Here is a 22429-nt window from a genome sequence, read left to right on the forward strand (position 1 = left end):
ATTTCATGGCGATGAGTGTATCAGCCCGTTATATCTACTGACATACAACAACATTAGAGGGGCACCTGTATTAATATCGGTACCCCCTAAAGTAAACACATTGTTAAAGATCAACCACCTACGAGATGTAGGTTTCGTTATAGCGTTAGGCCGCGAGATTGATGGCACCCACTTTTTCTAAGGCAATATTCCAGGGTAGCAATGCTTCGTAGTCTTCCACCGTTTGGCAGTGAGGAATCGCTTCTAGGATTTCCTGGTAATATCGATAAGGGTCTAATCCATGGCGCTTGGCCGTTCTAATCAAACTAAAATGAAGACACAGAGCCTCAGCACCTTTCACCGAACTACAAAACATAAAATTCTTTCTGGCAATGACAAAGGGTTTGATTTCCTGTTCCGTCAAATTGTTATCCGCTTCTAAGCGACCATCGTTGAGAAATTCACACAGGCCATCCCAAAACTTAAGGGTATAGGCAAAAGCTTTACCCAGCGATGATTTCGGCGGCACAGTCGGGTAATGCTCATCAAGCCATTGTTTAAATTCAGCCATCAGTGGTTTTGAACACTGTTGTCGCAGGCTATAGCGTTGCTCTGGTGACATTTTCTCATCTTTGGCCTTGCGCTCTATTTTGTAGAGGCGCTTATAAAAACGCATCGCCTGTTTGGCTAGTCCATTCCCTTTTGACGCGATAGCAATCGGCTCGAATTTGCGTCTAGCGTGGGTGTTACAGAAACTGGGGCTTACCGCCTCAGATTCAAATAATAAATCAAAAAACGGATCACCATCACAATGCAGCCCACCACTAAAACCCGCAAACCAATTATTAACAAAGGGCTTGTGTTTTATGGCGTTGTACTCGTAAAGAATGACGTCTTTACCGGGTGCTCCACCCCTAAAGCAGTACGCATAGGATTTTGTGGACGCCGATCGTCCGGGTTCGTTTAATACTTGCAGGGTAGTGGCGTCTAAAGCCCCTACATCATAGTCAATCACTTCGTCTTTCATTAAATTGATTAGCGGTTGTAGTGAATCACTGCAATCAATCACTGAGCGGGCCATAGTTTGGCGAGATAAGCGAAACCCCGCCCTTTTTTCAAACTGTTTTTCTAGATGGTAGTACGGTTGACGATCATCGAGCTTGCTGACGATAATGTGGGCTAACACGGATTCGGTAAAGGATGCTTTGGGAAGAATATGCTTAGGCTTATCGGCTGTGATCACTTCACCCACGCAACCTTTAGGGCAGGCTACTACTTCACGCAGTTCGACAATGACTTCATAGACGGGCGGCTGGTAATTTAAACGTTCATGCCGCTCATGGTTAATCACCTTTTTTGGGCAGCCGCACTGACAGGTTTTGTCGTGAGCATCAACGGGGATTAGCTGTTCTGTACGGGGTAAATGTGCAGCAAAGGCATTCCTTGATTTTTTGGCCCGACGTTTTTTCTGGCGCTCAATATCATTGTCACAGGAATTGTCGCTGACTTCATCTTCTTCATCCAGCGCTTCATTAAGAACTACTTCACCATACAAAGACAGCTGAGGGTTTTCGAGATCGATATAGCGCTCTGATTTTTGACCGAACCGGTGGCGTAGCATTTGTTTCAGCTGATCCATTAACACTGCATAGGCATCATCAGATTGTTGACACTTCTTACGCAATAAATCGCATTCCAGTGTTAGCTGGTCGACTTGATGCTGTAAGGATTTTTCAGTGTCGGTCATGATGGACTGCACAGTGTTTTTATGCCTATTATTATAGACTATTCTGATAGTCAAAAGTGAAAATAGTGTTAATAAAACCGCGTGTATTGGCATTTTTCAGGCGGTTTTTGTTGCGTAAAATCAATCCCTGACAACAACCACTGCAATTGCTGCATGGACAGCTCCATTGCTTCGTCGACAACACCGGGAAACTTAAATATCCCTTTTTCAAAACGTTTGTATAGCAGCCAAAAACCACCCGACTCCCAATACAACATTTTTAATTTGTCGGCCTTTTTATTTCTAAAAACGAAGAGCTGACCTGAAACAGGATTTTTTTGCAGCGTATCAGCCACCAAAATAACAATGCCATCGATCTGTTTACGAAAGTCAATCGGCTGCCGGTAAAACCAAATAGTGGTATTGAACGGTAACAGCATGGCTGATTATCTCGTGAGAAGGCTGGGTAACAGTGCCAGTAATTCAGGGGAGTGAATCACTAGACGTGCACCATTGGGATATTCTAGGACACCTAGTGGAACATCGGGTGCGGCTTTAGGTTGTGGCTGAAGTTGAGCCTTAGCTGTTACATTGACTGGAATAAATGCGTTTGGTGATTTGGGCTTATTGAATTTTTGAGACCAGTACACGAATTGGTGATAAACCAGCTTGTGACTGTCAGCATACTCCCGCTTAGATAGGCCGCTGCTATTGTACGCCTTAACATGAGTTTGCCATTGCTGTTTTTTCATGGGAATGCCCTCGATAAATGGAGGGGCGACTATGACAGGCCGTGCTGGCTCAGGCTAGAATGGTGTTTATAGATCGCTTACGTACTTTAGGGCTATTGGAAGAAACTATGTCCTAGCCGCGCCTACTGGAAAGGCATCAAAAGTAATTGCTAAAAAAACACAATCTCCCGCTTACACGATTCACAAGACAATCTATTCATTCAAAGATATTTCTGAGTATAAAGAAGACAACCTTGATGGGTCTGAGACATTTAAGTTCTATGCTCAACTGGCTGTCAATGAAATGTCTGCTGATACTGTCTACATTGTTGATGAATCGTCAATGATTGCAGATGTATATCATGAGGAAGAATTCTTTAGATTCGGTACTGGCTACTTGCTCAGAGACTTTTTCAAGTTTGTAAATCTAGACCATAATGACCACAGAAAAAAAGTAATCTTTATTGGCGATGATGCTCAGCTCCCACCTGTCGGGATGAATTTCTCTCCTGCTCTTGACCAGAAGTATCTATCTAGAGAGCACAATATCAAAAGCACTCTGTTTGAATTGACTGAAGTTGTTCGTCAAAAGTCAGGTAGCGGAGTCATGCTAAACTCCATAAACCTTCGTAAATCTTTAAAGAACGGGGTATTTAACCAGCTATCAATAGACTCAAGCTTCCCAGACATCATCAACGTAAGCCATGCAGACTTGTTAGATGTATATCTTGAATCCTGCAATAGAAAAATTAATGCAGAGTCTATAGTCCTTGCGCATTCTAATTCTGATGTCGCTGCTTACAATCGAAAAATAAGACAGCATTTTTTCCCAGATAACCCAGAGGTTTCTGCGGGCGATAAAGTGATGGCTGTAAGCAACAGTAATGCTTATGGGTTCTTTATATCAAATGGTGACTTCGGCCTGGTCAGAGAGATTTTAAGCCCAACCGAACGCAGACAAATAACCTTGCGCAGAAAGAACTCAGAAACGAACGAAGTTGAAGAGATTTCAGTTTCGCTAGCTTTTAAAGACGTCATTATTGGCTTTAAAGACTTAGAAGGAACTCCACATTTCTTCAACGCAAAAATTCTAGAAGACTTACTTTACAGCGAACATCCAGGTCTTACTTCAGACGAGAGCAAGGCCTTGTATTTGGATTTTTGTATCCGTCATCCACATTTAAAGCGCGGAAGTTTGGAATTCAAAGAGACCCTTCGATCAGATTCATATTTTAATGCTTTGAGGCTTAAGTTTGGCTACGCCATTACTTGCCATAAAGCACAGGGCAGCGAATGGAATCACGTGTTTGTAAAATGTAAAACACATCAGAGTCAGCTATCCGCTGATTATTTTCGCTGGCTCTATACGGCAATCACCAGAACATCAAAAAACCTATACCTTTTAGACCCGCCAAATATAAAGATTGGTGCTGGCATCAAAGCTGTTAACTCTCCAAATATATTAAGCTCTAAGGTAAGCAGCCAGAATACTCCCAAGTCAAACCATCAACATATAAACGCTAGCGACAACCCCATTGACACAGAAGAAGACAATAACTTCGGCATTCCACCCCATGCAAACTTTTCACTTGAGGTATTAGGACGAGTTCGAAGGCTATTAAAGGGATCCGACGTAAAGATCCAAGATGTTAGCCAAGGTCAGTACCTAGAAGTTTATTTTTTTGAAGTAAATAATGAGATCACGCGAATAGATATCGGCTATAACGGTAAGGGAAAAATTACGAGAATTACCGCCCCCACACAATCAGACCTTGGCCTTAGGTTACTAGACATACTTTCTCCTATTAATGGAATACTCATTGTTCCAGAGACCTCAGATTCGGACTCTGACTTCACGTTCAACGAAGAGTTTCTGAACGAATTTCACTCAAGGATTACACCTCTTGTGAGTGCGCTAGGAATCAAGATCAACAATGTTGAGTCAATGGATTGGAAACAGCGCTACACATTTATTCAATCTGGAGAGTGTGCTGTGATTGACATTTTTTATAACGGGAAAAATCAATTCACCAAGTACGCACCCGTTAATAATTCCTGCACATCAGATACGTTAGTTTCTGAAATTCAGACTGTTATAACTGAAGGACTTAGCTCGTGATTACTAGCAGGGACGTTTTTTCTACTCGCAAGGAAGGCAAGCTTGATGAAGCCTACAAAATGGCGATTGAGCTAATTAATAAGCCAGATAATGATGAATGGGATATAAAGGCTTTTGCTTGGTGCGTAATCGATTTAATTAAAAGAGACGCACAATCTGGAAAAAGTGAAAACATTCACCACTACTCTGATCAACTTCGAAACTTGAATATTGATGCATCAGACAAAATACTAACGGATCAAAGAGAGTATGCACTCAGGCTCAGCAACCCCAATGGCCAAGAAATTCTCAAAGCAAAATCATTAAGCAAGCAAGGCGATCATCATGGAGCGTTAAATCTTTATAAACGGATATACAATAATGGAGATCAATCTATTGATGTTCAAACCGGTTTAGCATGGGAGCTATACCGTGTCGCAAAAGCCATGACAGAACAAACGCAGGTCAATTTCAATGGCGCGAAAAGGTTCATTAATGACTACCTCAAACTAAACACGGAAAAACCATCTTTGTTGCACACTTGCATTCTTCAACTAGCAGACAAAATAGCTAAAGAAGGCAAGTTAAATATGGGAGCTTTTGCTCGCATATGGGGTTTAGAAAATCTTCGTCCTGAGGACTATGACCCATATATTTCCGATGACGGAAATTCATACCCGTCTCTAGCAGAACGTGTTATTCAACACGCCAGTAAAGATTCCTTCACGAATGACGCATACGAAGAATTAATCTATCTACTCCCCTATATCAATGATTGTATTAATAGATACCCAGATAATATCTGGCTGAAACTGAGCAAGGCCAGAGCATTGATGGCAACAAAGCAAAGTAATGAAGCTTTTTCCTATGGTCTAGAAGTTGTCAAAAATAAGATCAACGACTACTGGGCATGGGAGCTTCTCGGAGATATTCATCAATCAAACTCTCTCGATCTGGCAATTTCTTGTTACTGCAAGGCATTACTTTGCTCAAAAGATATTAATTTTGTTGGCAAAGTTAAAATCAAGCTTGCGGAACTCCTTTCAAAAATCGGCCTAGCTTCAGAAGCCAAATTGGAAATTGATAAACTTGTCAACTATCGATCAGAGAACAATCAAAAAATCCCTGAATCAGCAGAGATACTCATGCGCAGTACTTGGTATCAAGGCGCTATCAGCAGTAAATCGAATCATCAGCTCTACTTAGATAAAGCCACCCATGCAGAGGAGCTTTTATACAGTGATTTACCATGGATAAATGCAGTGCTAGGCGACAAATTTTTTATCGAAGGAAAAAAAGATAAAGCTAAACGCAAACTTTACGTTCAATCAAGTTCATTACCGATGGAAGTCACAATTCCTGAATCAAAACTAACTTTTGATGCTGGTAAACCAGGGGCCGCGTTAAAAATCAAGGGCGAGCTTGATAGAGAAAACCGCTTCCAAGTGTATGCAATTGAGCATCGATCATCAAATGATCACTGGGATATTTTCGAGCAGCAAATTGGAATTGTAGATCACGTCAATACAAGCAAAAAGCTAATACACTTTATGATTAGTAGAACAATTGATGGCGTAATTCATTTTTCAGATCTGTCTGAAAGGTTCAAAGAAGGCGATGCAATTTCATTACGTTTAGCCAAGTACACGAGCAGGCAAGGAACCCGTTACAGGGTACTTACATCTTCCAAAACAACAAACCCGATTCCAAGCAGCATCTTGAAGCCTTTTAGCGACGATATTCGAGAAGAAAATGGTATGGGGTTCACCGATGATGGAATATTCATTCCACCGCCTTTGATAAGAGAAAATAGCATTATTGATGGCGACTTTGTAACTGGCTATGCAGTTCTAAATTACAATAAGAAAAGGTCAGAATGGGGCTGGAAGGCAATTAGCATACTTGAAGTGAAAAGTAACTCTGATTAGGTGAAGTCAGTATCTAATAAATAATTGATAGTCAGAAACACACACGATTCCTTCATCTATCTGGCCAATCGCTCTAACGGGGATCTTTAGCATGTTAGCTCTGTGAAATTTCTGGAGCTGACAATGAGAACCCCCTTGTTACCTTGGTTCATCCTATGGGTGACCATCCCAATCATTATTTTCTTTCTATTCATTTTGCCCGCCCATGCCAGTGATGGGCCATTCTATCAGCGTGGTCAGGAAGGCTGGTTTTGGTATCAGGTCATTCCTGAACCTGAACTGCCTGATGAGCTGATAGAGCCGGAAGCTGGTGTCGTGGAGTCCAGTCAGAGCGAACTAAAGCCCTTCAGTGCCGCATGGTTCCGAGAGCATATGCAATCGTTTATGGACAAGGCAATTGATGAGCCGACGAATGAGAACGTCAGAGCCTATCTGTATCTCCAGCGCGTCATGATGGATAAGAGCTCACTATTTGCTGATGTAAGTCAGCAGGTGGTAATTGGCGATCCAGTTTTGGATGAAATCAGTCGCAGACCCTTGGCGACTTATGCCGCCAATCGGATGGATCGAGAAGCTGGCGCTCAGCGTGATGTTGCTTTAGGTGAAGTAGCGAAGCGAGCAGGCTTGTTCTTTTTCTATCGTTCGGATTGCCCTTATTGCCATGCTCAAGCGCCTATCATCGAATCTATAGCCTTGAACTATGGGTTCGAGGTGTTTGCTATTGCTGTCGATGGCTTGCCTTTACCCGGTGGAGAGTTTCCCAATTACAAAGTCGATTCAGGACAAGCTCAATCATTGTCCGTTACGACTGTCCCTGCCGTGTTCTTAGTTGATCCGCCTAACGTCATCACTTCGATTGGCCAAGGCGCAATGAGCCTTGATGAGCTCAATAATCGAATCATTCTTGCAGCCCATCAAGCTGGTTGGATTGACGATCAAACTTACTATGCCACTAGACCTGTTCAGCCCGGCGTGTCACTTGCGATGTCAGCCCAAGAGCTTAACGAGAAGATATTACAGGATCCTGAGTTCCTTGTTCGCTATCTGCGTGCACAAGGAGGGTTATAACGATGAAAAAAGTATTACGAGTATCGCTAATCGCCTTTGCGATTGGTTTTTCATCTATGAGCCAAGCAAGCTTGCAACAGGAGATGAATCAGTTGTTTGGTTCAATGACCAACACCACTGCGCCTGGTGTATTCGAGAGTCAGCGGCGTGGAGTTATATCTGGCGGAAGTGTTGTTGTTCGTAACAGGATCATGAACGAGAACCTCGTCTCTATGGTGCCTCCGTCATTTCAAGCCGGTTGTGGCGGCATTGATATGTTCGCTGGAAGTTTGTCATTTGTTAATGCAGATCAGTTTGTTCAATTACTTCGTTCTGTTGCTGCAAACGCCAAGGGATACGCATTCCAATTAGCGCTCAGTGCTATGTGTGAGAAATGCTCTCAGCACATGGAGACACTGCAAAAGAAAATCCAGCAGTTGAACGAATATTTTGGCAATTCCTGTCAAATGGCTCAGGGAGTTGTGAACGATACCCTGGCTGCTTTTGGTAAAAAGGGGCAAACAGAAGCCAGCATGTTGAGCTCACTTAAAGGGGCTGGAGACGTTTTTACCAGTTGGAGTGAATCCAATGGTAAGAACCCATATGAGAACGCTTCGAGTGTCGCGGCATCTGATGTGAACAAAACGATTAAAGGTAATTTGGTTTGGCGGGCCTTGAAACGTCACTCGGCATCAAGCTGGTTTGCATCGGGGGATGACCGTTTTCTTGAAGCGGTTATGTCGGTGACTGGTTCGATCATTGTTGGTGATCTTGCTAATGCCGCTGATGGCCAAGGTAAAGCCCCAAAACTGACCAGGCTGAATGGCAATAAAGTGACTATTGAGCATCTAATTCATGGCGGTAACGTCGCTATGTACCGATGTGACACAGTGACACAAGACGGCTGTCTAAATCCGACAATCGCTAACGTGACCCTAACCGGGTTATCAACTCAGGTCGAAAATTTACTTCTAGGTACAGGTTCTAGTAACGGCATTATTTTTAAATTTGCTCGAAATACAGGGGCTGCTAGCACCACCGAAAAGGCTTTTATGACCTCGGCTCCCGCGAGCATTGGCGGCATGATTCGAACACTTTCTGCATTAAATGAAGGGGCCGCTAGGTCGTTTGCTTCAAGAGCGGCACCATTTATTGCTGTTGAGATGGCCCGAGCATTGGTTGAAGACATGCTCAATGCAGCTAGAAGTACCTCCAGTGTGGAAGATCATGCCTATGCGAAGTTGTTAACGGAAGACCTTGAACGTGCACGTCGCCAAATCAATGAGGAGTACGCTGCGTTGCAGCGAAGATACGGCTCAGAGCAAGAGTTGCTGGCGCATTTTAACCAGGTGATTCAGACCATTCGCAAACAGCGTTATTACACCGTTAAATCTACGGCGCTGGGGGAATAGATAATGTGGGAAATCTATTCCATCGGGGATTCGGCTTTTTTAGAGCAGGTCTTGAACGCTGTCGCGATGATTACTGGTACAGGCGACTTTACTTCAATGGTTCGCATTGGCTTGCTCATTGGGGTATTGATGGTCTCTGTTCAGGCCTTAATGCAAGGTGGTCGAGGGATTAACTTTCAACACGTTTTAGTCTCATGGCTAGTCTTTGCAACCATGTTTGGGCCCAGTACCCGAGTGAGCATTGAGGATGCGTACACGGGACAAGTTCGAGTGGTTGATAATGTGCCCATCGGTGTTGCTGCCGCAGGCAGTACGATTTCGACTGTTGGCTTTCAAATCACGCGATTGTTTGAAACGGCGTTCTCAACTCCCGCCATGACGGAATACGGCTTTGCATCCAGTTTACAGTCACTGATTAAAGTGAGAAAACAGGTGATGGATCGCTCTGGGTTGGGTGATGCAAATCGTGTCGGCGGCTCGGATATCGAGCAATCGTGGTTTTACTACATCAAAGAGTGCACCTTGATTGGTATCGACATCGGCCAAAAGAACCTCGATCAGGTGCTGAGTGATCCTAACCCGATGACAGCGATTAGGTTTGATTCGCGCATTTATGGCACTCGAATCATGCTCAGTGGTAGCAGTAGCGATCTGGACTGCACCGATGCCTATAGCCAACTGAAACTCATGACAGAATCAACCTTCATTCCAAGGCTTAAACAGGTTCTGTCAGCCTCATTGGGGACTTCGTCAGCAACGGACACTGATGACGTGATCCGAAATGCACTGAATAACCTTGGTTTGGCTTCGGTTAACACCCAAGAGTATATGACCGCGTCAGTGCTTTTGCCTATTTATGAGCAAAGCGTGACGGGAAAGTATATGGATGATCAAGCTTTCACCGCAGCCGTTATGGTTAACCAAGCGATTGAGCAGCGTAATACGCAATGGGCGGCGGAGCAGACCCTGTTCCAGAGTATCGTTCGTCCGATGATGACGTTTTTTGAGGGGTTCATTTACGCCATCACCCCATTGATGGCCTTTGTGATAGCCCTTGGCCAAATAGGGATGCGAATGGCTGGGAAGTACTTGTTAATCCTGCTTTGGATTCAACTTTGGATGCCTGTCATGGCCATCATTAACCTGTATATTCATTTAACCGTTGCAGGGAAAATGTCTGCTCTTGATGCCTTTGCAGGTACAGAAGTGCCATCTTTTGCTGGGATGATGCAGATGGATTCAGTGCTGCAAACCTGGATAGCTACTGGCGGCATGTTGGCGTCGAGTGTTCCGGCGATTTCGCTCATGCTCGTTTATGGCTCAGCAATAACCGCTACCCACTTGGCTGGGCGTCTACAAAACGGTGATGCCATTGATGAAAAGCTGGCAAGTCCAGATGTCGCGAAAAATGCCCCGGTAATGCAATCACAGTCAATGTTCCAAAATTCAGCCCTCACTGGTTCTGCTATGACCGGCGCGTCAAACCTACTAAGCAGTTTCTCTGTCGGAAACGCAGTGGGTTCAATGGTCGGCTCTGCAAAAGAATCCATGACTCAGGCAACTCAAGCCTTTAGCCGTCAGGTTGGCAATACCATGAGTCGAACCTTTGGTGAAAAGCTAAGTTACGACAACCTTTCTTCGGTTGGACGTCAGATTGGTTCTTCTAACTCCGCATCTAGCGCCGTTGTTAATCAGGTTACTGATGACCTGCAAACTCGGTATGGTTTTGGAGACGATAAAAAAGATGCTGTACGTGGCTTGGTATCGGGCGTGCTATCGGGAGGCCTAAGGGTCGGTGGCGATGGAACCATTACTAATCCCGGTGAGAAAGAAGTTGCTGATAAGGGCTTTCTTGGAAGGCTTCTTGGTACTGGCGGCAATGATTCTCCACAGGGCAACTTGCCAGGAGTCGATAAGCCAGACTCATCTCGTGTACCAAAACTATCAAGGGTACGAGCAGGGCTGGATTTAGGTGGTAACTTTAGTGGCCAAGTTGAGTCGTCAGAAGGCAGTTCTCGATCTACGACCGCAAATACGCTCACTGGGGAGATGCATAGCTTGGCATCAAGTGATTCACGACGTGCTGAGTATCGCGATGCGATGGTTAAGGACCTTTCAGATTCAAGACGTTCTGGCGTTGAAATGTCGTTGTCTAACCAAGACTATCAGTCACTTCAGAGTTCAGCACAAGACGTTATCACGGCATCAAACCGTTTTAGTGAGCTTGATCAGGCCAGCTACAGTCTATCAGGACAAAGGAACACGGATGGTGCGACGTTAACTCGATTAGCAGCGGATAATCCTGAAGTCATGGATTATTTAGGTCGCTATATGAACCAGCATGTTGAAGCAGGTAACCGATTACGTGAAAACCTTCCAATGTATCAGCGCTTGCTACCTGATGATAATCAGGCGTATGTGGCCGCAGCTATGGAGTCTTTAACCTATAGCAACTCCTCAACGCCCGCTGAACGAGACAATGATTATCAAGCAGCAATGACTGTTATGGCCATGGCTACCGGAGCCGATTTACGATCAATTCAACCGCGCTCTAATGAAGGCTTGTCATCAGCTGCACCTACTTTTGGTGGTACTCAAAGCCAAGTTGAATCGGGTGTATTGGGCGGCTACGAGGATGCTGCAACAGTTCAAACTCAGTTCAACGCAGCTCAATCGGCTTACCAAACCAATCTGTCTGGTATAGATGGACAGTTGAATGCGCATCAGCAGCAAGCTCAGCAGGCCGTAGCTACTGACACAAGTACCTATCAATCTGGACTAAACAGTGAAGCTGGATCTCAGTGGCGATCACGCATTATGGCTGATGATAGCGGAGTTTCTGGTGCTGAAATGTTCTTCAACAGCGCCAGTGCTATTGGTGATTTCAGTGGCAAGCATACTGATGCAGCTCTGCATACCTTGAATCACTTTGGCGAAGACTATGAGAGTTACAAAGAACAAGCGCTTGAAGATCCTGGCTCACGAGGTTTCTTGCACAACGCAACGGTGGCCAGCAAATCAACCTGGGATGGGTTAAAAGCCGCCGTTGATGCCGGAACCTCTTTGGAAAATCCATTGACGGCGTTTAATGATGCATACAGTGGATCGAGTTCGCAGTATGCCTCCGAAGTAAACTGGGGCACTAAGTCTGAAGCCATGTTGGCGGGGGCATTTGGTGCGGCAGTTAACAATCGATATGGTGAGTTCTTAGAACAGTATGCCGATGATTTCAAACAGGAAGCATACAGCGAAGGGCAGAGAATGGGATTGACCCCGATTCAAAGTCAAGTGTTCGCTCAAGCTTTCAATGAAGGTTTGGCGGGACGCGTATTCAACTCTGAAGACTCATCGAGTTGGGCGCCTGAAATGCTAGGTCTAAGGGAGCAAATGCTAAATGAGTATCGTCAAAAGGATGAGAGTGGCGCTTACATTCCTGACAGTGTGTCCGAAGAAGATAAAGCATTTGTGGATAAGCAGATAGCGGTGATCTCAAATGCATCGCTTGCGGGAGATTATGCTCAGAACAACTTGATCGATATTAGGGCTTATAACCAGGCATCAGGAAGGAACTGAAAATAGAAGGTAGCCAGCTTGTGGTGGGCTGGCTATTTTTTTGGCTTTTTGGGATACCTTGGATAAAAGCCATCAAAAAACGAATGGAGCTTATACCAATACCATTTTTCTTCAATGCTCAAAGTTCTACCCGAATCTTTAACTTGGCTACTCAAGAATCTAATTCCAGTACAAATAGCTATGAAAAAGAGTCCCAAACCAACAATTGTCCAACTCGCTTGCCAATATGCGATTGCTAAAAGCATCGTGATGATGGCTATTAGGCCGATGGGGTTACAGGTCGCTTTGAATCCCAAGTAGCCGAAAAAAACGATGGTGCAGATCAGAAATGGCAAAGCCGCTAACTTGGCAGATGCCGTTAATATTTCTGATGGAAAAAAATGAGCCGCAGCCAAAGTCGCCAGAAAAAGTCCCAGTGATATAAACCAGCAGCGTGCTGGTAAAGATTTAAGTAAGTTTGTCATCTTCTTAGTACTCTCAAAGTGCACGGGAGGTGCACAATCAAATCATGCATCAGCATGTTAGTTCTCAAAAAGTGCTCTAGTGGTTTGCTCGGCCATAATCTCACACACAGGACATTTAAGCTGAATGCGCTGTTGAGATACCGTCAAATACAGACTACCGCATCGACAACGGTGTAAGGATGCAAGCTGTGACCTTAAATCACGAGCTAGAACCCAACCTTCATTGATGGTCAGTTTTTTCCATGGGATCTCAGCTGGAAGATCTGCTTCTTCTCTTGCAACCAAGTACGCATCGTAAGCCTTCATCAAAGCATCAATATTTAATTGCTTGTAGACATTGTCACCACCAATATTGACATAAAGCGCCATCAGCAGAGAGCCTTCAACTAAGGCTCTTCTACTTTTAACGATGGCATCAGATTCTGGCAATTGACCAGGACAAGGTGACTTGCCAGTCACTTCTTTGTGGAGCCTTCTGATAATGTGGATTGGCAAACCTGTATCGAGCGCGATGATGGTTGTTCGAAATCCGTATTTAATAAGCAGCGAGGCTCGGGTAAATAGCTCACTTTTGGACAGGTTATCAATCATGAATCCCCCTTGTTGTTTAGGGTTGATAATAAATAAGCGATTCTTGGGATACCTGTGCCTTTGCTCTTCACCATCTCAATCAGTTGGCTTTGGTTACCCCTTGGTTGAAACAGCATGAATGATGAGGTCGCCACTCGTTGCAGGTCGTCAACACCAGCATTAATCAGAGCATCAACTACGTCGCGTGTAAGTCCAAAGCGCAAGACGGCCTCTTGCGGATCAATTCGCGCCAATTCTCGTGCTGCGTGTAGGTACGCCAAATTTAATTGATAGAAGTCTTGTTGATTGGTTGTCATTGACGGACCTCCAGTTCATGTAAAATATTGCGATAGATAGAAAGCACTCTCTGCCCATACCAGCGTGCACGCTCTTCGTTCCAACTGTGATAGCGGCCTATGCCAAGCTCTAAATCATTTGGTGAAGACTTGATTGCTTCGGCCAAAATACTTGAGCCGACCGTAAGGTTGGTGATGGGGTCTAGCAGTTCCGCTGCTGAGCTCACCCGATGCCCATGCCAATGCAAATTGATTTGCATAAGGCCAATATCGAGCTGATATTTTTCAGTCTCTTGCAGTGCCTGGTTTAACAGTTGCTCTGCTTCTGTCTTAGATTTGGCGTAGGTTGCGTTTGAACCATTGCGAATTGCGTATGGCCATGGACTGGTCATGTTGAGACCACGATGTGAGGCCGACTCAGCCAAGGCAACGGCGTAGAGCATGACTGGATCAATACCAACGCTTTGTGCTGCTTTTTCCCACTGATAGCCCGGAAACGCATAGACTGAAGTGCTTGCGGACATGGCTATCACTAGGGCAATGGTTTTTGCTTTAATCGTTTTCATTTTTGTCCTCTAATTGATTTCCGAGAAGCGCCTGAATGGCTTTCGGGCTTATTCTTTTTAATGGCACTGCGCTAAAGTCGGCGATGCCTCTCGTATAAACTTGTGCCGCTTTTGACCAGTCGCCTACGGCAACAGGCGCTTGCATATCAAATCCTTTTTGCTGGTTCTGATGGTCTGCAATACCCTGTAATAGCCTTGGGTATTCACCCACTTCGTCCCGTAGCAAGTAAGCCTGGTAGCGTGTTAAAAACTCTTTTTGCTTAAAGGGGTATTCCCTGTCATCAACCTTGCAGAGTTCAACCCATCCACCCATGTCTGAAATCACGCGGTGGATAAGCGCATCGTCAAACATCACGGATGTCCAAGCGCCAACCTGACGAACAGCCTTGTCAACTTTGTTCCAAGCAACCATGGCTCTTGAACCTGAGTTGCCGTCGATATGCTTGATGACGTCAGCGGGCTTTGGAAAAAATTGCCCAGTATCCGGTGATTGAATATGCCGAGTCAGACCGATTCGCACTTCTTCAATGCTATAAGCACGAAGGGCTTCAAATGCGATGGATAGCAATTGTGGTGATACGCTTTTGCCATACATGGCCCAAGCTGCTCCCCAAACTTCAGCAAACTCGCGTTTATCAACCTCCTGCACTTGAACGAACCTCCCGAATACCTGGTCCGGCCCAGCTTTCAGCAATGCGGCGATTGCTTTCTTCAATATTCAATTGGTGATTGCTGCCCTTTAGGCTCGTCGATGATTGCTGTACTTCATCAATGCGAACGTACTCGTCTTCCCATTGCCGGTTTAAAAGCCAGTTATGTGGCATAGGGGTCTTAGTCCGATCTTGATACTGTAATCGGTTGTCTCGTTGCTCTTTCCAGCGTGTTAGCACTTCCAAGGCGAGTTCATGGTCTTCATTGAGGCCCATGCGTAGCCATTCTTCTTTGGCTTTCGCTTTTTTTTCTTTGCGTATTTGTACATCCCAGAAGTCTTCAAACTGTATGTGGTCAACAGTTTTAACTGTTGGTTTATTGCTTCTCTCAGAGTCATCCGACCGTTGAGAGTCCCTTACCGGGTTGCCATCAGGCATAAACAATGATGAAAATTCTTCTGGTAGCCGAGCTTGAAAAGCGGCAAGAGATTTCAAAAGCGATGCCATACCAATGAAGTCGGCAGGTACATCTTTAAGCAACCGAAAGGCTGCCTTACCTTGGTTTGGGTTTTCGATTGGGTTGTGCTTCAGAAAGCTTCGAATCAAAGTCCAACCAGATGCCTCGCAACGAATCAGGAACTGATCTTGTTCTAACTCACTTAACGTCTTGGCAACCTGTTGCTCATCCCAGTTCAAGTCAGAAGCAACGTAACCAATCGGCAGTCGAAAGCAGCCAAGCAAATTACAATGTGGGCATGTAAGCAAATACAGTCCTAGCAACTTCGCTGAGTCACTCCAGGACAAAACATTTTGCTTTAGCCAAAAGCGGGTATAGACCTTGCCATAATCACGCATGGAGGAACTCGCTTTTGTGTTTACGTAAAATGCTGACCATTATTTGCCCTTAATCCTACTGGTTACTGGCTTTCAGCTCGCTTGGGCATTCGGGATAGATGTCCGGTCTTAACTGAGATCGGGTTACCTGTCCTTGCGTAGCTTGTTCGATGGGTAAAACGAATTCAGCGGGAACACGCCCTGATTTATTCAACCAAAACCAGACGTTTTGCTGTTTTGAGTTGATGGCTCTTGCTAATGCTGATTGCCCGCCGACCAAGTCAATGGCACGGCGGAGATGTTTTTGTGTCGTGTTGAACACTTCCATACCGTCTCCTGTTACAATAATAACTGTTACAAGATTGAATGTTACAGTTTAAACTGTAGATAAGTCAACAGTTAAAATTGTTGAAAGACTACAGTTTTATTTGTAGAATGCGGGCTTATGAAAACTTTATCCGAACGACTAAACCATGCCTTGCAGCTTACTGGGGTAACTCAGTCTGAGTTGGCTCGTCGCATTGGTATCAAACAGCAGTCGATCAGCCAGATTTGCTCTGGTAAATCGGCTAGGTCTCGTTACACCATGCAGATCGCGGAGGCGCTTCGCGTGAATGCTCATTGGCTCGCCACAGGTGATGGCGAGATTGGCTTGGGGGTCGGTAATGTAGAAGTCGGGCCTGATATTAAGGGAAGAATTCCTCTCATTAACTGGGTTCAGGCCGGTGATTGGACTGAAATAGCGGAGGGATTTGCCCATGAAGATGCTGAGGAGTGGCGTGAAGTCACTGGGAAAGCACATGAGGGTTGTTTCGCACTTCGCGTAAAAGGCGACAGTATGGAAAATCCAAGCGGAAAAAAATCCATACCTGAGGGGGCAGTGATCGTTGTTGATCCTGAGTTACCTTACTCTTCAGGTTCATTGGTTGTTGCGCGTTTGGATGATTCGAAAGAAGCAACCTTTAAGCAGTTGGTTATTGATGGTGAACAGAAGTATCTAAAACCTTTGAACCCGCAATACCCTGCAATACCGATCAACGGCAACTGCACCATCATCGGTGTAGTACGACAAGCTATCATCGATTTCTGGTAGCGAAGGAATTTGTGGTTTAGCCACAGTTGTTCATGAGCTGAAGAAGCAACGATTGCAAACAGCTACAACTGAGCATTGGCGCACGCTGAGAGCAAATGGTAACCGATTAGATAACCATTGATTGTTTATAAAGTCAAGATCAGCGAAAATAGCGGCCAATTACGATTAACACGACGGATTTGACAAGCGAAGAACTGAAAAGAGAGTACTTCCAAAAGTGTGTACAAATCCGTGTACAAACTAAAAGAATTTATACATGGCAAACCAAGATTTTCTCAATGAAATCAATAAGCGAAGGACCTTTGCTATCATCTCGCACCCGGATGCGGGTAAAACCACAATCACAGAAAAAGTGCTTTTATTTGGAAACGCATTGCAAAAAGCGGGGACTGTAAAGGGTAAAAAGTCTGGTCAGCATGCCAAGTCTGATTGGATGGAAATGGAAAAAGAGCGGGGCATCTCCGTTACGACTTCTGTGATGCAGTTCCCTTACAATGATCATTTAGTCAATTTGTTAGATACTCCGGGGCACGAGGATTTTTCTGAAGATACCTATCGGACCCTCACTGCTGTAGATTCTTGCTTAATGGTTATCGATGCTGCTAAAGGTGTTGAAGCACGGACTATCAAATTGATGGAAGTTACCCGTTTACGAGATACGCCGATAATTACCTTCATCAATAAGTTGGATCGAGATACCCGCGATCCAATCGACTTGTTAGATGAAGTTGAAGACATCATGAAAATAAAGTGTGCCCCAATCACTTGGCCTATAGGTATGGGCAAAGAATTTAAAGGTGTATATCACTTACTTAGAGATGAAACCATTTTGTACAAAACGGGCATGGGCCATACGATTCAAGAAAAGCGAATAATCAAAGGTATTGATAATCCACTTTTGGATGACGCCATTGGTAGTTATGCCGAAGAGTTGCGCGAAATGCTTGAGTTGGTAAAAGGTGCTTCACACGAATTTGATCTACAACAATTTTTAAGTGGTGAACTGACTCCAGTGTATTTCGGTACGGCATTAGGTAATTTTGGTGTAGACCACATGTTAGACGGACTTGTCGAATGGGCTCCGAAGCCACAGGGAAGAGAGTCAGACCTAGGAAAAGTGTCATCTGAGCAAAATAAATTCAGTGGTTTTGTATTTAAAATCCAAGCCAATATGGACCCCAAACATCGAGATCGTATTGCTTTTTGTCGCATTGTTTCAGGAAAATATGAAAAAGGCATGAAGATGCACCAAACTCGGATTGGTAAAGATGTACGTATATCCGATGCATTAACCTTTTTAGCGGGTGATCGTGCTTTACTTGAGGAAGCTTACGCTGGCGATATTATCGGCTTGCATAACCATGGTTCTATTCAAATAGGTGATACCTTTACGTGGGGCGAAAAATTCCGCTTTGCCGGAATACCTAATTTCGCTCCAGAGTTATTCAAGCGTATACGACTAAAAGACCCGCTCAAACAAAAGCAGCTTCAAAAAGGGCTTATTCAGTTATCTGAAGAAGGTGCAGTACAAGTTTTCCGTCCATTGGTTAATAACGATTTGATTGTAGGAGCTGTTGGGGTACTGCAATTTGATGTCGTCGTGGCGCGTTTAAAAGCTGAGTACAATGTAGACGCAATTTATGAGCATGTTAATGTCAGTACGGCTCGTTGGATATACAGTAAAGACGAGAAAAAATTGGATGAGTTCAGACGTAAAGCAGAAGTGAATTTGGCCTTAGATGGCGGCGATAATTTGACCTATATTGCGCCTACTATGGTAAATCTCAATTTGTCTCGCGAGCGTTATCCGGATATCGAATTCCATACAACTCGTGAACACTAAACAATTAAATTAAAAAGTATATTAAGTCCAAATTATGAATTTACACACAGTCTTGTTAGACCGTTTTAAAGCCGCATTGATCAACATTGGCGCACCTGAGAATTCGCCTGCACCACTGGCAAAAAGTACCCGCGCTGAATTTGGTGAATATCAGTTCAATGGCGCAATGGCGCTGGCAAAAATATTGAAGCAAAAGCCAAGAGATATTGCTGAAAAGATTGTGGCTGCAGTCGAGTTGGATGATATTGCAGAAAAATTAGAAGTTGCCGGCCCTGGATTCATAAATATTCATTTAAAATCTCAGTGGTTAGGTGAGCAGCTGCTCGAAGCTTATAATGACGAGCGCTTAGGTGTTGAAAAACAACAATCTCAAACCATTGTGGTAGATTACTCTTCGCCTAATCTGGCTAAAGAAATGCATGTGGGCCACTTACGAAGCACCATTATCGGTGATGCTGTGGTTAAAGCGTTAGAATTTATGGGCCATAATGTTATTCGTCAGAATCATATGGGAGACTGGGGAACACAGTTTGGGATGTTATTGGCACATCTGAGTGACAAAATTGCTTCGAACCAAGTTGCTGAAACTGCATTATCTGATTTAGAAGATTTTTACCGAGAAGCAAAAGTTCGTTTTGATGAAGAGGATGGATTTGCAGATCGTGCCAGACAATATGTGGTCAAGTTGCAAGGTGGCGATGCACATTGTTTATCCTTGTGGCAGGACTTTATCGATATATCAATTAAACACAGCGAAGAAGTATACAAGAAACTCAATGTCTCATTAACGCGCAAAGATATTATGGGTGAAAGCGCGTATAACGACGATCTGCTACCTACGGTGAATGAGTTAGTTCAAAAAGGTATTGCGGTAGAAGACCAAGGTGCACTTGTCGTTTTTATCCAGGAATTAGCCAATAAAGACGGTGAACCAGCAGTGTATATTATTCAAAAGTCTGGTGGTGGGTATCTTTACTCAACTACAGACCAAGCTGCCATTCGTTATCGTTGCCAAAAGTTAGGTGCAGATAGAACGTTAATCTTTACCGATGCGCGTCAAGCATTGCATTTTAAACAAACCGAAATCGTTGCCCGTAAAGCAGGCTTTATTTCAGAACAGCAAAGTTATGAACATTGCCCATTTGGCATGATGTTAGGTCAAGACGGCAAACCCTTTAAAACACGCAGCGGTAGTACGGTTAAATTAGCAGACTTGCTCGATGAAGCGGTTGAACGTGCAGAAAAGCTTATGGCTGACAGAAAGTCAGACTTCAGTGAAGCAGAGCGTCAGCAAGTCGCCGAAAAGATTGGTATCAGTGCGGTTAAATATGCCGATCTAAGTAAAAATCGCACTACTGATTATATTTTTAATTGGGATTCGATGTTAAGTTTTGAAGGTAATACTGCACCTTATATTCAATATGCTTACACTCGAGCCAATAAAATTTTCAAAGATGCTGGGGCAAACTCAGACAGTTTTACAGCATCCATAGAGCTGCAAAGTCCACAAGAGCGCGTTTTAGCCGTAAAGCTGTTACAGTATGTTGAGGCGTTAAATTTACTCACCGCCGAAGCGACTCCGCATGTATTGTGTAGCTACCTATATGAATTAGCGAGTAGCTTTATGAGCTTCTACGAAGCCTGCCCAATATTCAAGGCAGGTGTAAGTAACGAACAAAAGAATAGTCGCATTACGCTAACAGGTTTAACGGCAAAAACCATTAAGTCTGGGTTGGAGTTGCTTGGTATTAGCACGTTAGAAAAAATGTAGACTAGCAAAAAGAAGAGGTCAAAATGGTAAAAATAGTAGCGTTTAGTGGCAGTGGTCGCCGTGATTCAGTAAATAAAAAAGTGGTTGCTGTCGCAGCTAAAGGTGCTGAAGAAGCGGGAGCGCAGGTAACTATCGTCAATTTGGAAGATTTCAATTTGCCTATTTTCACCGAAGATTTAGAAGCGGAAAAAGGCATGGATCCCAACGCGCAAAAATTCAAAGAGTTGCTAATGGATAGTGACGGCTTTTTGATTTCTTCACCTGAGTACAATAGTTCATACAGTGCCTTGTTTAAAAATGCGATAGATTGGGCTTCGCGCAAAATTGAAGGTGAAACACCGCTACAGGCATACCGAGGAAAGGTGGCTGGAATTATGGCCGCGTCTCCCGGTTCAATTGGCGGAATGCGCGTATTGGTTACATTGCGCATGTTAATGGAAAATCTGGGGACAATGGTTTTACCGGATCAAAAAGCGATTAGTGACGCGTTTTCAAAGTTTGATGAAAATGGCAAAATCAGCGATGAAAAAATTGAAAAAGCATTGAAAAATATCGGTAAAACTTTAGTTGAAACCTGCCATAAACTGAATAGTTAAGCATTATTTGTGAGTTTTATAACGGCGGTATAATTTATACCGTCTTAATCCTTCTCGACATCTGTCCAAACGCCGCTAAATCCGGTAGAATCCCCGCCTTAATTTAAAATATCTATATAAGATTTATGTTTGAAATCAATCCTATACAAAATTTGCTAACAGACGTTAGAGAACGCAATACGTTGCTTCGGGGGTATCTTTGACTTCGATCTCAAGAAAGAACGTCTAGAAGAAGTCAGCCGTGAATTGGAAAGTCCAGAAGTTTGGAATGAACCTGAACGAGCGCAGGCTTTAGGAAAAGAGAAAGTTGCTCTAGAGCAAGTGGTTGAAACTATTGAACAACTTGATCAAGGTGCGGAAGATGTTGAAGGTTTACTTGAGCTCGCAATTGAAGCTGAAGATCAGGAAACCTTTGATGAGGCGCAAACGGAACTGAACCAACTTGTAGAAAAACTCGAGTTACTCGAGTTTCGCCGCATGTTTTCAGGCCCCAATGATACTAATGATTGTTATCTGGATATTCAATCTGGTTCTGGCGGAACTGAAGCTCAAGACTGGGCAAACATGCTGTTGCGGATGTTTTTGCGTTGGGGCGAAGCACATGGCTTCAAACCAGAGTTGATAGAAGTTTCCGACGGTGATGTAGCGGGCATCAAAAGTGCTACTGTTCGTTTTACTGGCGAATATGCGTTTGGATGGTTACGCACTGAAACAGGGGTTCACCGTTTGGTTCGAAAATCTCCATTTGATTCCGGTAATCGTCGTCACACATCGTTTGCATCTGCATTTGTTTATCCAGAGATAAATGATGATATTGAAATTGACATTAATCCATCAGATTTACGTATAGATACCTATCGTGCATCTGGTGCTGGTGGTCAGCACGTAAACCGAACAGATTCAGCGGTTCGTATTACTCATTTGCCTACGAATATTGTGGTGCAGTGCCAAAATGATCGCTCACAACACAAAAACAAAGATCAGGCGTTTAAGCAATTAAAAGCCAAGCTCTACGAATTTGAAATGCAAAAACAGAACGAAGAGAAACAGGCGATGGAAGACAATAAGTCTGATATTGGTTGGGGAAGTCAAATTCGTTCTTATGTGTTGGATGATTCGCGCATTAAGGATTTGCGCACTGGAGTTGAAACCAGAAATACTCAAGCTGTTTTAGACGGCGATTTAGATAAATTTATTCAGGCTAGCTTAAAATCTGGTCTATAAGCAATTTAGCCTTTAATTCAAAAAATAC

20 protein-coding genes are annotated in these 22429 nt (G+C 44.0%); 10 read left to right on the plus strand and 10 right to left on the minus strand.

What is annotated here, in order from left to right; all coding sequences use genetic code 11:
* Window positions 1-145: 145 nt before the first annotated feature.
* The 3 genes from tnpC to tnpA all read right to left on the minus strand — a co-directional run bounded on the left by tnpC (window position 146) and on the right by tnpA (window position 2457).
* Window positions 146-1726 carry an IS66 family transposase gene (gene tnpC, locus GLIP_RS03720; protein ID WP_008843232.1) on the minus strand — a complete coding sequence of 527 codons (1581 nt, stop codon included), beginning with the start codon at window positions 1724-1726 and terminating at the stop codon, window positions 146-148.
* A gap of 68 nt (window positions 1727-1794) precedes the next feature.
* Window positions 1795-2145 carry an IS66 family insertion sequence element accessory protein TnpB gene (tnpB, locus tag GLIP_RS03725; protein WP_008843233.1) on the minus strand — a complete coding sequence of 117 codons (351 nt, stop codon included), beginning with the start codon at window positions 2143-2145 and terminating at the stop codon, window positions 1795-1797.
* 6 nt (window positions 2146-2151) lie between these two features.
* On the minus strand, window positions 2152-2457 hold the full coding sequence (tnpA, locus tag GLIP_RS03730) for an IS66 family insertion sequence element accessory protein TnpA (protein ID WP_008843234.1): 306 nt from the start codon (window positions 2455-2457) through the stop codon (window positions 2152-2154).
* A 94-nt stretch (window positions 2458-2551) separates the two neighbouring features.
* Here tnpA and GLIP_RS03735 point away from each other — a divergent pair, with 94 nt between their 5' ends.
* From GLIP_RS03735 to GLIP_RS03755, 5 genes are all read left to right on the plus strand, one after another.
* Complete coding sequence (locus GLIP_RS03735; RefSeq protein ID WP_151194710.1) at window positions 2552-4555, plus strand: ATP-dependent DNA helicase; 2004 nt, start codon at window positions 2552-2554, stop codon at window positions 4553-4555.
* On the plus strand, window positions 4552-6462 hold the full coding sequence (locus GLIP_RS03740) for a DUF7017 domain-containing protein (RefSeq protein ID WP_008843236.1): 1911 nt from the start codon (window positions 4552-4554) through the stop codon (window positions 6460-6462). Before GLIP_RS03735 ends, GLIP_RS03740 begins: the two co-directional genes overlap by 4 nt.
* A 123-nt stretch (window positions 6463-6585) precedes the next feature.
* Window positions 6586-7530, plus strand: a complete 945-nt coding sequence (locus GLIP_RS03745; RefSeq protein ID WP_008843237.1) for a thioredoxin family protein — start codon at window positions 6586-6588, stop codon at window positions 7528-7530.
* Between the two features lie 2 nt (window positions 7531-7532).
* On the plus strand, window positions 7533-8921 hold the full coding sequence (locus GLIP_RS03750; protein WP_008843238.1) for a conjugal transfer protein TraH: 1389 nt from the start codon (window positions 7533-7535) through the stop codon (window positions 8919-8921).
* A gap of 3 nt (window positions 8922-8924) precedes the next feature.
* On the plus strand, window positions 8925-12494 hold the full coding sequence (locus GLIP_RS03755) for a conjugal transfer protein TraG N-terminal domain-containing protein (protein WP_008843239.1): 3570 nt from the start codon (window positions 8925-8927) through the stop codon (window positions 12492-12494).
* 32 nt (window positions 12495-12526) lie between these two features.
* Here GLIP_RS03755 and eexS read toward each other — a convergent pair whose 3' ends face one another.
* From eexS to GLIP_RS03790, 7 genes are read right to left on the minus strand one after another with little or no spacing between them, the layout of a single operon-like run.
* Complete coding sequence (gene eexS, locus GLIP_RS03760; RefSeq protein ID WP_008843240.1) at window positions 12527-12958, minus strand: entry exclusion protein EexS; 432 nt, start codon at window positions 12956-12958, stop codon at window positions 12527-12529.
* A gap of 57 nt (window positions 12959-13015) precedes the next feature.
* Window positions 13016-13549, minus strand: coding sequence for a FlhC family transcriptional regulator (locus GLIP_RS03765; protein WP_000566753.1), 534 nt, complete (start codon window positions 13547-13549; stop codon window positions 13016-13018).
* Window positions 13546-13845: a flagellar transcriptional regulator FlhD gene (locus GLIP_RS03770; protein WP_008843241.1), complete on the minus strand. Its 300-nt coding sequence runs from the start codon at window positions 13843-13845 to the stop codon at window positions 13546-13548. The genes GLIP_RS03765 and GLIP_RS03770 overlap by 4 nt, the downstream gene beginning before the upstream one ends.
* Complete coding sequence (locus GLIP_RS03775) at window positions 13842-14390, minus strand: lytic transglycosylase domain-containing protein (protein ID WP_008843242.1); 549 nt, start codon at window positions 14388-14390, stop codon at window positions 13842-13844. The genes GLIP_RS03770 and GLIP_RS03775 overlap by 4 nt, the downstream gene beginning before the upstream one ends.
* The gene (locus GLIP_RS03780; RefSeq protein WP_007105460.1) at window positions 14377-15039 is read right to left on the minus strand and encodes a DUF6475 domain-containing protein; all 663 of its coding nucleotides are present in this window, start codon (window positions 15037-15039) and stop codon (window positions 14377-14379) included. Before GLIP_RS03780 ends, GLIP_RS03775 begins: the two co-directional genes overlap by 14 nt.
* Entirely contained in the window at window positions 15026-15895 is an 870-nt protein-coding gene (locus GLIP_RS03785) for a hypothetical protein (RefSeq protein ID WP_008843243.1), read from the minus strand. Before GLIP_RS03785 ends, GLIP_RS03780 begins: the two co-directional genes overlap by 14 nt.
* Before the next feature lie 55 nt (window positions 15896-15950).
* Window positions 15951-16196, minus strand: coding sequence for a helix-turn-helix domain-containing protein (locus tag GLIP_RS03790; protein WP_435786256.1), 246 nt, complete (start codon window positions 16194-16196; stop codon window positions 15951-15953).
* Window positions 16197-16352: 156 nt separating this feature from the next.
* Here GLIP_RS03790 and GLIP_RS03795 point away from each other — a divergent pair, with 156 nt between their 5' ends.
* From GLIP_RS03795 to prfB, 5 genes are all read left to right on the plus strand, one after another.
* Window positions 16353-16967: a LexA family protein gene (locus GLIP_RS03795; protein ID WP_001955070.1), complete on the plus strand. Its 615-nt coding sequence runs from the start codon at window positions 16353-16355 to the stop codon at window positions 16965-16967.
* A gap of 256 nt (window positions 16968-17223) precedes the next feature.
* Window positions 17224-18810 carry a peptide chain release factor 3 gene (gene prfC / locus GLIP_RS03800; RefSeq protein WP_008843245.1) on the plus strand — a complete coding sequence of 529 codons (1587 nt, stop codon included), beginning with the start codon at window positions 17224-17226 and terminating at the stop codon, window positions 18808-18810.
* Window positions 18811-18844: 34 nt separating this feature from the next.
* Window positions 18845-20581, plus strand: a complete 1737-nt coding sequence (argS, locus tag GLIP_RS03805; protein WP_008843246.1) for an arginine--tRNA ligase — start codon at window positions 18845-18847, stop codon at window positions 20579-20581.
* Window positions 20582-20604: 23 nt separating this feature from the next.
* On the plus strand, window positions 20605-21177 hold the full coding sequence (locus GLIP_RS03810) for an NADPH-dependent FMN reductase (protein WP_008843247.1): 573 nt from the start codon (window positions 20605-20607) through the stop codon (window positions 21175-21177).
* A 125-nt stretch (window positions 21178-21302) separates the two neighbouring features.
* A protein-coding gene (gene prfB, locus GLIP_RS03815) for a peptide chain release factor 2 (protein WP_161602034.1) occupies window positions 21303-22401 on the plus strand; the annotation gives its coding sequence in 2 pieces (ribosomal slippage) (window positions 21303-21377 and window positions 21379-22401; 1098 coding nt in all).
* The last annotated feature ends 28 nt before the right edge of the window (window positions 22402-22429 follow it).

It is taken from the genome of Aliiglaciecola lipolytica E3, assembly GCF_000314975.1.
Classification (GTDB): Bacteria; Pseudomonadota; Gammaproteobacteria; order Enterobacterales; family Alteromonadaceae; genus Aliiglaciecola; species Aliiglaciecola lipolytica.